This is a genomic window from Polyangium jinanense (genome assembly GCF_028435365.1).
Genome location: NZ_JAGTJJ010000062.1, coordinates 47,847 through 59,656, shown reverse-complemented (window position 1 = coordinate 59,656; position 11,810 = coordinate 47,847). Strand labels below are relative to the sequence as shown.

Sequence of the window (11,810 nt, the reverse complement as noted above, 5' to 3'; positions counted from 1 at the left end):
TGCCATCACGTCGTCGGCGGCCTTCTTTGCATCGGCGGGCTTCTTGCCGGCAAGCTGCATCATGCGACCGACGTGGTCGAGATAGTGCGTTCGAATCTCTTTCGACCGCGCGTCGTTGTTCAGGTAGTCGTCGCGGTCGGGCAACCCGAGGCCGCCTTGGTCGAGGCGGGCGATGACGCGCGTCGCGTCCTTCGCGTCTTGCTCGCTGCCGATGACGAAGATCGAAAAGATGCCGTGTCGGTGCAGCTCGGCGACGGCGGCGACGAGCGAAGGCAGGTCACGCACCGCGCGCACTTTCTTTACAAGGGGGTCGATGCCCTTGGTGCCGGCGGCCTCGAGCGCCGCTTCGTCGACGCACGTGCCGTAGAAGGTGCCGACGGCCTGGAGCGCCGGGTCGCCGGTCGACTGCGACGAAGCGCTCTCGAGAATGCTTCTGAGTGCGTTCTGGTTTCGTTCGACGATCTCGATATTGCGACCCACGCGGGTGCGGTCGGCGGGTATCTCGTTCTTGGCAAGCCAGCCGCCGCAGGCGTATTGATAGAAGTCTTGGCAAGGGTCGGCGGTGCGATCGAGCGCGGTCGGGTCGAGGCCGACGTCGCCGAGCGTGACGTGCTTTTCAGGGGGGGTTGGCGCCGTCACCGGGGTGGGGCTCGGGCGGGGCGACGCGGGGGTGGCCACCGCGGGGCGGCTGGCGTCACAGGCGGCCGCCGCTGCCGCGAGAACGGTCAGTACGAAATATCTCAACCCTGTCATGTTTGTAGATTGTAGGGCAAAAACCAGAGCTGTAACCAAAATTGTGTCCTCGCCGTCGATGCTGCCTCTCGGCCGAAATCTTGTATGTCTTCGCCGTAGGCCGTCGTGACGGGTCGGGGGGCGCGCGGCGCTCGGGGGGCGGAAGCGCCGGGGAGGCGCACGCGAGCCGACGGCGCACCCCGCCGAAGTTTATTGACGTCGATTGTCACGAGGACGCCGCGATGGACACCTACACCGCCCCCGTCACGCGCCCCCATCATTCTCCGGTTCGTCGGGTAGCTCGACAAGCCGCAGCGGCGCTTGCTCTCGCGGAGCGGTGGCCTTCCGATGCTCGCGCTCCGAAAGCTCGACGAGCGCATCCACATCCGGCCACCACGCCTCCTGATCACGGCTCGGCGAGGCCCCCTTCTCCTGGAACGCGCGAGCGACCTTCTCGCAGCGTTCGCCGAATACCCGCAGGAGGAAGGCCGCACGTAACGAAATGCGCCCGGCCGTCGACAGGGCGATGGCGTGTCGCTCGCGGACGTCATAGGGCTCGTCCTTGTACACCTCGGCCATGACCTCCTGCGCTTCATGCTGCGCCGCGGCCTTGATCAGAAAGAGGGCGCCCATGCCGATGTAATCGCCGCCGATTTCGAGCGGGTCCCGCTTGTCTTGATAGTCCTCGGACGAGGTGGGCGTCTCGTCCTCCGGCGCAGCCTCCTCCCGGCTCTCCTGTGGAGCTGCCATCGCGGCGACGGCGACTTCGTCCCGGGGCTCCGCGGCGGCGGGGGCGGAGCGACCGAACAGGACGACCATGAACAACGTGAAGAGTCCTGGCGACGCGCCGTGCGCCTCGATGTACCACTGGTGATCTGCGCGCATCTTGTCGCGCGCGAGGAGCAGGAAGGCAGCTCCGGTTACGAGGACCGTGACGGCAAATCCGACAATGAGCGATAACGACGCACCCATAAACACCCCACCAGCATGAAAAAGAATTGCACGAACCGGACGGCCTCCGTGTAGTTCCACGGGCCGATCCGGGCGTACACCACGACGGGCAAGGTGATCTCACCCGCCAGAAAAGCAAAACCGATCACCCGCGCCGGTGTCCGCTCGACCCCGCCGCGCTTGGCGAGGTACACGGACAGCCCCACGTAGAGCGCAATGGCGACCTGAATGACAGAATAAAGGAGCCGGAGCCGTTCTCCACGAATCAGGGGATACCCGCCGCAGACGAGGGCAACGAGCGCGAGCCATACGCCGACATGGATGCGGTGGCGAGAGACGCCGCGAAGGGCATCTGCGCAGGCGGGAACGGAGACGAACCAGGCGAGCCAAGCCGCGTGCTCGACTCGCCAGGCCCAGAGAGGCGCTCCAACGTAAGGAACCGGCGCATTGTTTTTGATGAGGGGCGCGACGTCGGCGATCGCGCTCCCTACGTTGCCGAGAACCGCAAGCCAAACCAGGGGCCAAAACTCGCGATCACCCTGCGCCCGCGACAGGGCCGCGAGTAGTGCGAGGATCGAGACGACGTAGACGGCGACGTGCGGACCCGTCACGGAACGTCGGCAAATGCGAGGCCCCGATCATCCACGCGGAGCGCGAGCCCGGACGTGGCACCCGCGCGAAGCGCCTCGACCGCCCTGGCCGAGATCGGGACCGCAAAGGCGCCCTCGGGCACGACCGCCGGGAGGGCCCAGACGCAGGCGCCGTCTTTGGTCTGCATCAATACGAGGGGCCGCGCGCCGCGCTCGTCCATGAGCATCACGAGCCGGAACTCACGGCCGTTCACTTGCGCGAGAATGGTCCGTTCGACGAGGCCGAGAAGGATCGCGGGGTTGAACTCATAACCCCAATCGGGAGGGCTGTGCATAGGGGCGAAAGAGTACACCTCCACGTTGTGGCCGGTCAAGACGAACCCTTCATCTCGGCTCGGTGTCGAGCAGCCGAAGCCCCAGCACTCCGCAGACCAGGCGCGCGCAGGTTTCACAGATGTTCACAGCGGGCCCGGCAGCGAGCTTCGCTTGTGCCTCGCTTCTCCCGCAGAACGAACATGTTCGGAGTGCGTCCGTCCGCGCGATTTCGCCTTGCCGCGCATGGCACGCGCCTTCGGGTCCGGCCAGATGCTCGACGAGGGCCATCACGACGTACATCGCTCGAACGGACTCTCGCACGCCTCCCGTGATGCCTTGCACGATGGGCGTGCGTTCATGATCGTGAATTCCGGGCATGGTCATGATTTTTTGACAATGGGCAAGCGTCGATTCTGCGGTCCGAAGGGTCGCGTTCAGAAAGTCCTCGTAGCGGGATCCGGCCGCGCTCTCGAGGTGCAGGTCCTCCTTGGCGCGCTGCAGATGCTCCACGGCGGCATCTCGTGCGGCCTGCACCACTTCCTCGGTTATCGCAATTTCCTCAGGGAGCGACATTCACTGCCTCCTCGTCAGCGGCGCCGGCGCGGGGGCATTCAATGAGCGCGAGCCTTTGCCTCGGCAGAGCCCCGAGGCAAAGGCTCGCCCCGAAACCCCCCGCCTACGCCTCCGCCAGGATGCCCTGCCGAAGCACGTCGAGCAGACATGCCGCCTCGGCAGGCCCCGGCAAACCCGCCGCGCGCGCCACCTCGGGCGCCGGGGCGCGCGTCGTCGACGCCGCGAGGCGCGAAAACGCGTCGGCCTGCGCCTGCTCGATGTGCGCCCGCTCCTCCGGCCCGAGCTGTTCCATTGCCCAGACGTGGACCTTCCACGACAGGGCCGCGTGCCGCGCCTCGTCGGCCGCGATGTCCCGCATTGCCGCCGCGAGCTCGGCGTCCGCCGCGCGCCGCGCCTGATGGGCCCCCACGAGCGCCCCGAACGTCTCGCGCACGCAGCCCTCCACCGCATTCTCCAGGGCGAGCGCAAAGAGCGCGCGGAGCGGCAGCTCCTCCACGCACGGCGGCACCGGCGTGCCGCCGCGCGCCCGCCCGAGGGCCGAGACCACCTCCGCGTGCCGGACCTCGTCGTTGGCCGCTCTCCGCGCCTCTTGCACGAGCGACACCGGCGCGCCGAGGGCGGAGAGCTCCGTCGCGAGCCGCTCGAAGGCGATCACGCTCGCCGCCTCCAGGTGCGCGGCGCGCGCGAGGAAATCCCCGAGCGGAGACCGCCCCTCGTCCGCGGGCGCGCTCGTGAGCCCGGCCGGGACCCGCCCGATGCACGCCGATTCCCGACTGATTTCCTCGGTGCGGACCGTCTGGGTCTCGCCGCTTCGCCAGATACGGAACGTGAATCGTGTGGTGATGATCGGCGCGCAGTCCCTCGTGATCTTCGTGGCCGTCACGAGGAAGCCGTCCTGCGTCGCGCGCACGGTGGTGCGCTCGGCATTGTCGCACGTGAGGTCGTATCCCATCGACTCCACGAGCAGCAGCGCCTCGTCGGGCGTGTCGATCGGGCCGAGGAGCGAAAGGATCTCCGGGACACCGACCCAGCGTCGCACCTCGTTGCCTGCCGTGGTCACGACCGACGTCTCGTTGCAGAGCTGCAAGCAGCTCGTCGGCCGGAAGGGCTCCGGGTGCATGCGGATCTTCTGGTGGCATTCGCGGGTCGTGGCCGTCGCGCAGGCGGTGCCCACCTCGCTGACGACGTCGAAGGTGGAGAGCGTCCAGCGCTCCGGGCCCTCCTCCGAGGCCTGGATGCCGTGGCTCGTGCGGATGGCGAGGTAATCGAAGCGCCGTGCGGGCGAGAGGCCGCGTGCCGAGATGGGCAGCTCTGCGCCGGGCGCGCAAGGCACCCCGCTAACCACCTGCGCGCTTTCCGTCTCATCGACGGCGTCCGTATCCCGAGGCTCCGCGAGCGCCTGCGTCGGCTCGGTCGTGCAGCCCTGGGCGAGGAGCCCGGTCAGGAGGGCGGCGCGCTGGGCGCGCTCGAAGATGCGCCCGAGCCATGACTCCACGGATTCACCGGGATCCGGGTTGCATTCACGCAGGAATCGATGGGCCATGAGGATCTCCCGAGCCCGCGCGTGCACACGGCGAACGGCTCGACCGACTCCATGGCAACACGCATGCCGCGGGCATGCTCGTTCGTGGTTTTCTTTCTGTGATTTCCAGTCTGCTTCCTGCTTCCCCCTTCACGAAGCCGCTTCCTTCGTGCGACCTTCGCGCGCCCCATGCCCGACTACGACATCGCCATCGTCGGCGGCGGATGGACCGGCGTCCACGCAGCCTACCGTATTGCGCTGACCGATCCCGGCGCGCGTATCCTCCTCCTCGAAGCCTCCGATCGCCTCGGCGGCCGCGCCCGGTCCGTCGAGATCGCCCCGGGGTGCGCCCTCGACTTCGGCGCGCATTACTTCGGCAAAAAGCAGCGCCGCATCCACGCCCTCGCGCGGCGCATAGCGCCCGGGCTCGTCTACGAGCATCCGCCGCTTTATGGCCCCGACCCCGGCTTTCGCACGTTCGTCGAGGGTTCGTGGCGCATCACCACGAAGAGCACGAGCTTCCTCGAGATCCAGGGCCTCTCCCGCAAGATCCCACCCTCCGACATGCTGGCGATGTTCGGCTCGCTCGCGCGGTATCACGCCCTGGAAGACGTCATCGACGTGCGCGCGCCGTGGAATACGCCGGGCGCCGCGGAGCTCGACGCGCAATCGGCGCAGAGCTTCATCGACGCCCAGGATGGGCCCGCCTGGATTCGCGAGATGTGGGGGCTCGGCGTCCTCGACATCCTCTCCGTGCACGCGAAGGACATTTCTCTCTTGTATTGGCTCTGGTACAACCGAGCGAACGGCGGGTTTCTGCTAACGGCCAACGATTTCACGGGCGGTCCGCAGGAGTTCTCGGTGCTCTGCGGCCTGGGAGGCCTGCTCGATCTTCATGCAAAGGAGATCCAGGCCGAGATCCGGCTCGAAACGCCCGTCGTCGCCATCGACCACAGCCATCCCGATCACGTCGAGCTTGCCCTCGCCGATGGCAACACCGTGTCGGCCGAGTGCGCGATCGTGGCCGTCACGCCGGCCATCGCAGACCGCATTCGCTACGAGCCCGAGCTTTCGCCGACACGAAAACGGCTCCACGCGCAGAAGACCGGGCACGCGTCGAAGGCCATTGCCGTCTACCGCCACGCCTTCTGGCGCGACGATCCCGCCGCGCCGCTGATGGGCATGACCGCCGGCCCAGGCGCCGACGGCATCGAATGGGGGCTCGACACGACGCAGCCAGGCGGGTCGCCTTCGCTCTCGGTCTTCGTGTCGGATCGCCTGCTCGATCGCGCCGGCCCTTCCCTCGAAGCGCGCCGCGCCGCCGTCGCCGAGGCCCTCGTCGAGCTCACCGGCGATCCCCGCGCAAAAGATCCGATTCGTCTCGAGGTCTACGATTGGCGAGACCATCCGTACGTCGGCGGCGGCCCGAATACCTCGTTCGCACCGGGCGTCCTCTCGCAGGTCGGCGAGGCCTTCGGCAAGCCCGAATTCCCGCATCGACGCCTCTTTTTCGCCGCGGCCGAATACAGCACGTCGTTCCCCGGCTACGTCGAGGGCGCGCTCGCGAGCGCGGCGCACGTCGCAGCCCAGATCGCCTGGCGCAGGGCCGGCATGCCCGGCGAACTCCCCGCGCTTCCGCCCGGCCCCGAGCCCCACGAAAAACGCGCCGCCGTGCTCGACGAAGGCGGCGACCTGCTGCTGTCCGGTCACCGATTTTTACGCCGTTTTGGGCTCTGAGCCAGCGTTCGGAGTTGGTCTCATCTGGAGGCCGTTGCGCCGGGGCGCTGCCCCGGGCCCCGCGGGGGCTGTTCGCCCCTCGACCCGAACCAGGGCAAGCCCTGGACCTCAGGGGGAAGAACTGCGCGATGCGCAGTTCTTCCCACAGGCCGGTGGCAAGACCATGGAGGTCGGGTTCACGCTGTCGACGCCAGCGCCGCTCTCTTGGTTGGCAGGGTCGCTCGCCGGTCTTGACTCGGCCTGTTCGATGAACTGCGCGATGCGCAGTTCATCGACCCCGGGTCCAGCGCTTGCGCTGGTCCAGGTCCAGGGGCGGACAGCCCCGGGGTTTGGGGCGTAGCTCGGCTTGCCGAGCGTAGCCCCATCGTTAACCAGACGGGTCCGGGGTGAAACCCCGGCGCTACGCCGCGGGACCGCGCGCTCACGCCTTCGCGGCCCGCGATTCTCTGCCGGACGAGTGTCTCCTGGCTTGCGAGGGCGAGCTCTGGCCCCTCCACCTTTGCGAGCCCCTCGCGGAGACCCGCCGTGGCGAGATCCGCGAGGGCGGTTTGATAGGCTGCGAGTGTCCATGGGCCGAAGAGCGTGCTTGCGCCCTCGTAATGCTGCGCCTCGTACTCTTCCCGCGTCGTCACGTAGCCGGCGTATCCATTCGCATACGGCGCGATGACGATGCGCGAGACTCCTGCGAATGCAAGCGCTTCGGCCACGGTACGGCGGATTCGCTCGCCGGCCACCGTCGTCGGCTCGCAGGGCAGGGCCACGAGCACGAGCGAGCCGATCCGCGCGATCTGCAGGGGCAAGACCTCGGGCACCCACGGAAGTGATCCCATTTCGCCCGCGCGATCCGCGGCCTCCACGAAGGCCACCGTCGGCACGCGCGGCGCGACCAGCGGGAAACCTGCCCGCGTGGGCACGAGCCCGAGGAACTGGCCCTCCACGCCTCGGCCGACTTCCAGGAATGGGAGCTTGGGATCGACCTCCCGCCCGAGCATGCGTCCGAACTCCGCCCGCGCCCGCGTGAACGCTCGGAGAATGCTTTCGACCGGTCGCGCCGGGCCCGGACCCTCCGCGGTCCCGGCCGTCGCCCCGAGCCCGAGCACCGCTTTTCGTGTCCTCTGCCCGACGAATCCGTCCGCATGCTCCGGCGAGACCGCCGCGTCCGCGAAATCGATCCGCCGCACATGCCCGCCGATCGGCCCTTCGAGCGCCGCCTCGCCCCGCGCCGCCTCGAAGGCCTGTCGCGCATATCGCACTTGAATGACCGCATTCTGCGCCGCGCTCTCGAGGTCATCCTCGCTCGTCCCGCGAAGCACGCCGCGCTCCTCGTCGACGTGGCCGTTCGGGCTCACGTCGCCGGCCGCTTCCTGCGCGAAGATCGCCACGAATCCCGGCGCGAACGCCCGATCCCGCCGCGCCTGCGCCTCGAACCGGAGCGCCGCGAGCCCCTTGTTGTCGCCGTGCAGGATGCGCGCGTCCGCGTGCACGCTCGTCCCGTGCACGCCGAACCAGTTCAAGATGCCGAGCGTTCGCCCCTCGGTATCGTCGGCCCGCAGCGTCACCGACAATCGACGCGTCCCGAGCTCCGTTCGCGCGCCGTCGACCCGCCCCACGTCGCGGTTCCGGTTGTACGCCTCGATCGACCGATTGAACGCGACGGGCTCGTCGTACGGCACATGCGCCTCGCCGACGCGCAACGTCGCGGGCCGGCGCGCGTCGTCGGCGCCGAGAATGGCTTCGACGAACCCTCGGACGATCGTCTCGAACACGGTCGGGCAAAACCCGAGGCTCGACCCATTGTACGTGACGTGATGGGAAAAACCGCCCGGCCCGCTGTGGGTATGCGTCGCCGTGAGCACGACGTCGTGCGGACCGAGCCCCCGCGAAGGCATCGCGGCGAGCCGCTCGATCACCGCATTCCATACGGCCGTGCTGACGAAGCAGAGATCGGCGCAAGCGTAGGCCAGCGTGCCCGCGGGGCCACGCACCACCATGGCGCGCACGTAAAGGCGCGTGCCGATTCCCTCGATGAAATTCGTCTCCTGGCCCCAGCCGAGCGCACAAGTCCCGGGCTCCCAGGTCGTGATGTCCGCGCGCGCGAAACCCACCTCGAGCATGATCTCGACTCTCCTCACGTTTTCGACGCGCAGCCCCCACGCCGGGGCCTCGCGCTTCGCGCACCGCCCATTACACGGGCCGTACCAGTGCGCGGCAAGGACGTTTTCCCGCGGGATTCCCTGGCCGCGCCGCGCGCCCGCGCCCCGGGTGCAGGCCCGCGCCCGCACCGTCCTGCAGGCCCGCGCCTGCGCCTGCTTTCGCTTTCACCTCCGCTTTCGCCTGCTACCATCGCCCCCGCCCATGACCACGACCGACACCCTCCTTCAGCAAGCCAGCGAGGGCGACCTCCGCGCCCAGGGCCTCGCCGCCGCCCGTGATCTCTGCGCCTTCCTCGATCATTCCCCGAGCCCCTACCACGCCGCCGAAGAGGCCGCGCGCCGGCTCTCCGCGCATGGGTTCTCCGCGCTCTCCGAGCACGATGCCTGGCAGCTCCAGCCCGGCGATCGCCGCTATTTCCTTCGCGCCGGTACGATCGTCGCCTTCGTTGTCGGCGACGAGCACCCCGCGCTCGCGGGCTTCCGCCTCCTCGGCGCCCACACCGACTCGCCGAACCTCCGCGTCAAACCAAACGCCGACCTCGCGCGCTCCGGCTACCAGGAGCTCGGCGTCGAGGTCTACGGCGGCGTGCTCCTCTCGACCTGGCTCGATCGCGACCTCTCCATCGCGGGCCGCGTCTTCTGCCAGCGCAAAGGCGAGCGGCCCGCAGCGCGCCTCATCGACCTCGGCCGCGCCGTGGCCCGCGTGCCGAACCTCGCGATCCACCTCAATCGCTCGGTCAACAAGGAAGGGCTCGTCCTGAACGAGCAGAAGCACCTGGTCCCGGTCGTCGGCCTCGGCGCCGCGCCCGACGTGCGCACCCTCGTGGCCCGCGAGCTCGACGAGCGGCCCGACGCCATCCTGGGCTACGATCTCTGCCTCTACGACACGGCCAAGGCCACGATCGCCGGCCTCGCGCAGGAGTTCGTCCTGGCCGCGCGCCTCGACAACCTGGCGAGCTGTCACGCGTCGACGGCCGCGCTCGCCGCCGAGTCCGGTCGCGCCCCCTCGACCCGCATGATCGTGCTCTACGACCACGAGGAATGCGGCAGCCGCAGCGCCGCGGGCGCCGCAGGCACGGTCCTCAAGGACACGATCGCGCGGATCCTCGAGGCCTATCCGCACCGCGAGCCGCAAGGCTTGCAGCGGGCGCTCGCGCGCTCGTTCCTGGTCAGCGCGGACATGTCGCACGCGCTCCACCCGAATTACGCCGACCAGCACGAGCCGCAGCACCAGCCCATGCTGAACAAGGGCCTCGTCATCAAATCGAACGTCAATCAGTCCTACGCGACGGACGGCGGCACCGCGGCGGTGTTCGAGGAGATCTGCCGCGACGTCGGCTATCCGGCGCAGAAGTTCGTGATCCGCACGGACTTGCCCTGCGGCAGCACGATCGGTCCCATCACGGCCGCGGCGCTCGGCATCCCCACGGTCGACGTCGGCGCCCCGATGCTCAGCATGCATTCGTGCCGCGAGATGTGCGGGACCCTCGACGTGCACTGGGCCGTCGAGACGTACCGGCGGTTTTTGCGGGGGTGACCCTCCCGCGACGAACCCATCTCGCGCTGCTCGGACCTTCCTGCTAGAGTTCCTCCCAAGGAGCACCCGCATGCCGCCCGAACTGCAACGGCTCGCCGACGAGATCCTCTCCTTGCCGGTCCCTTCCCGGACCGTGCTGGTTCGTTGCATCCTGGAGAGCCTGAGCCAGTCGGAGAGCGAAGCGCTCGAGCAGATGTGGGCGAAGGTAGCGGAGGAGCGTTGCCGTCAGATTGACGCCGGCGAGGTGGAACTCCTCGACGGGGCCGACGTGCTTCGCGAGCTTCGCGCGCGTCCTCGGTGAAGCGGTTTTTCTTCCACCCCGCGGCCCGCAAGGAGCTGCGGGGGGCCGTGGCGTTCTACGAGGGTCGAGCCGAGGGCCTGGGCGAGGAGTTCCTCGACGAGGTCGAGGCGGCCCTCCGGCGCATCTGCGAGATGCCTACGGCCTGGCCCAAGCTCTCCGAGCGCGTGCGACGCTCTCAGACGCGACGGTTCCCCTACGGAATCCTTTACCGCGAGGTCCGGGACCGGATCGAGATCATCGCGGTGATGCACCTGCACCGTCACCCGGACACCTGGAAGAGCCGCTGAGGGGGCGCACCCACCCCCCGCAGGACCCGGACTTCCCGGAGCCTCGTGGCCCGGTGAGGGCCAGCCCGCATTTTCAACGCCCTGGACGGTCGAAAATGCGCTAGAGAGTGTCGAACTTTCGACACACGTGGGCTGAGCTTCCCGGCGGGTGACTTTCCATGCTTCGTTACCGAGCCGACATTCGGACGTTGTGCTTCGTGGCGATCTACTTCGCGCTCGTGGCCGTGCAGTGGGTGACTGCGCCGAGCGCGCTCTGGATCGCGATTCCGCTCGTCGCCGTGACGTGCGTGTTCTCGTTCCTTGGCGCCGTGGCGACGCACAACACCGTGCATTGCCCCGTGTTCAAGCAGCGCTGGGCGAACCGGGCCTTTCAGGTCGTGCTCACCTTGACCTACGGCCACCCCGTCAGCGCCTTCGTTCCTGGCCACAACCTGAGCCATCACAAGCACACGCAGACGCGGCGTGACGTGATGCGCACGACGAAGGTGCGTTATCGCTCGAACCTCCTGAACGGCCTGCTCTTCATGCCGACCGTGGGCAAGGACGTCTTCTTCGCCGACATGCGGTACTTCAAGGCGATGTACCGCCAGAACCCGCCCTGGTTCCGGCAGATGATCCTCGAGGCGACGGTCTTCCTCGGCACGATGGGGGTCCTCCTCGTGCTCGATTGGAAGAAATTCCTGCTGTACGTGCTCCTGCCCCACCAGTATGCGGCCTGGGGCATCATCACGATCAATTACCTCCAGCACGACGGCTGCGATCAGAACAGCGAATACAACCATTCGCGGAACTTCCTCGGCAAGTTCGTCAATTTCCTGGCCTACAACAACGGCTACCACACGATCCACCACATGGAGCCGGGCCTGCACTGGAGCCTCCTGCCCGCGGAGCACGCGAAGCGCGTCGCGCCGTTCATCCATCCGGAGCTCGATCAGCCTTCGATGCTCGTGTATCTCTTCCGCACCTTCGTCTGGCCCGCCAAGCGCCGCATGTACGATGGAAAGCCCGTCGAGATCCCCGCCGAGGGCCCCGACGAGGAGTGGATTCCGCCGCCCCGCGAGGTCCGGCACGACCTGGGCGCGATCGCCATGTAGCGTTCCGAGCCCGCCTGG

At 68.3% G+C, this 11,810-nt stretch carries 11 protein-coding genes and 1 pseudogene; 5 read left to right on the top strand and 7 right to left on the bottom strand.

Going from position 1 to position 11,810, the window contains the following annotated elements; all coding sequences use genetic code 11:
• The 6 genes and pseudogenes from KEG57_RS46535 to KEG57_RS46510 all read right to left on the bottom strand — a co-directional run.
• Positions 1 to 753: pseudogene (locus KEG57_RS46535) on the bottom strand (M13 family metallopeptidase); the annotation flags it as partial.
• 243 nt (positions 754 to 996) lie between these two features.
• On the bottom strand, positions 997 to 1,704 hold the full coding sequence (locus tag KEG57_RS46530) for a hypothetical protein (RefSeq protein WP_272459707.1): 708 nt from the start codon (positions 1,702 to 1,704) through the stop codon (positions 997 to 999).
• Positions 1,653 to 2,294, bottom strand: a complete 642-nt coding sequence (locus KEG57_RS46525; protein WP_272459706.1) for a hypothetical protein — start codon at positions 2,292 to 2,294, stop codon at positions 1,653 to 1,655. Before KEG57_RS46525 ends, KEG57_RS46530 begins: the two co-directional genes overlap by 52 nt.
• Positions 2,291 to 2,608, bottom strand: a complete 318-nt coding sequence (locus KEG57_RS46520; RefSeq protein WP_272459705.1) for a hypothetical protein — start codon at positions 2,606 to 2,608, stop codon at positions 2,291 to 2,293. Before KEG57_RS46520 ends, KEG57_RS46525 begins: the two co-directional genes overlap by 4 nt.
• A 49-nt stretch (positions 2,609 to 2,657) precedes the next feature.
• Positions 2,658 to 3,161 (bottom strand): ClpX C4-type zinc finger protein, encoded by a 504-nt coding sequence (locus KEG57_RS46515; protein WP_272459704.1) that lies wholly within the window; start codon positions 3,159 to 3,161, stop codon positions 2,658 to 2,660.
• Between the two features lie 103 nt (positions 3,162 to 3,264).
• Complete coding sequence (locus KEG57_RS46510) at positions 3,265 to 4,704, bottom strand: ferritin-like domain-containing protein (protein ID WP_272459703.1); 1,440 nt, start codon at positions 4,702 to 4,704, stop codon at positions 3,265 to 3,267.
• A 168-nt stretch (positions 4,705 to 4,872) separates the two neighbouring features.
• On the opposite strand from KEG57_RS46510, the gene KEG57_RS46505 reads away from it, so the two are divergent.
• Entirely contained in the window at positions 4,873 to 6,420 is a 1,548-nt protein-coding gene (locus KEG57_RS46505) for a flavin monoamine oxidase family protein (protein WP_272459702.1), read from the top strand.
• Positions 6,421 to 6,596: 176 nt separating this feature from the next.
• On the opposite strand, the gene KEG57_RS46500 is transcribed toward KEG57_RS46505, so the two are convergent.
• Positions 6,597 to 8,534: a neutral/alkaline non-lysosomal ceramidase N-terminal domain-containing protein gene (locus KEG57_RS46500; RefSeq protein ID WP_272459701.1), complete on the bottom strand. Its 1,938-nt coding sequence runs from the start codon at positions 8,532 to 8,534 to the stop codon at positions 6,597 to 6,599.
• Positions 8,535 to 8,775: 241 nt separating this feature from the next.
• Between KEG57_RS46500 and KEG57_RS46495 the strand changes: the two genes are divergently transcribed.
• The 4 genes from KEG57_RS46495 (at position 8,776) to KEG57_RS46480 (ending at position 11,792) form a co-directional block, all read left to right on the top strand.
• Positions 8,776 to 10,110: a M18 family aminopeptidase gene (locus KEG57_RS46495; protein ID WP_272423666.1), complete on the top strand. Its 1,335-nt coding sequence runs from the start codon at positions 8,776 to 8,778 to the stop codon at positions 10,108 to 10,110.
• Between the two features lie 70 nt (positions 10,111 to 10,180).
• Positions 10,181 to 10,411: an addiction module protein gene (locus KEG57_RS46490; RefSeq protein WP_272423665.1), complete on the top strand. Its 231-nt coding sequence runs from the start codon at positions 10,181 to 10,183 to the stop codon at positions 10,409 to 10,411.
• Positions 10,408 to 10,698, top strand: coding sequence for a type II toxin-antitoxin system RelE/ParE family toxin (locus KEG57_RS46485; protein ID WP_272423664.1), 291 nt, complete (start codon positions 10,408 to 10,410; stop codon positions 10,696 to 10,698). Before KEG57_RS46490 ends, KEG57_RS46485 begins: the two co-directional genes overlap by 4 nt.
• A gap of 158 nt (positions 10,699 to 10,856) precedes the next feature.
• Positions 10,857 to 11,792 carry a fatty acid desaturase family protein gene (locus KEG57_RS46480; RefSeq protein WP_272423663.1) on the top strand — a complete coding sequence of 312 codons (936 nt, stop codon included), beginning with the start codon at positions 10,857 to 10,859 and terminating at the stop codon, positions 11,790 to 11,792.
• Positions 11,793 to 11,810: the final 18 nt, after the last annotated feature.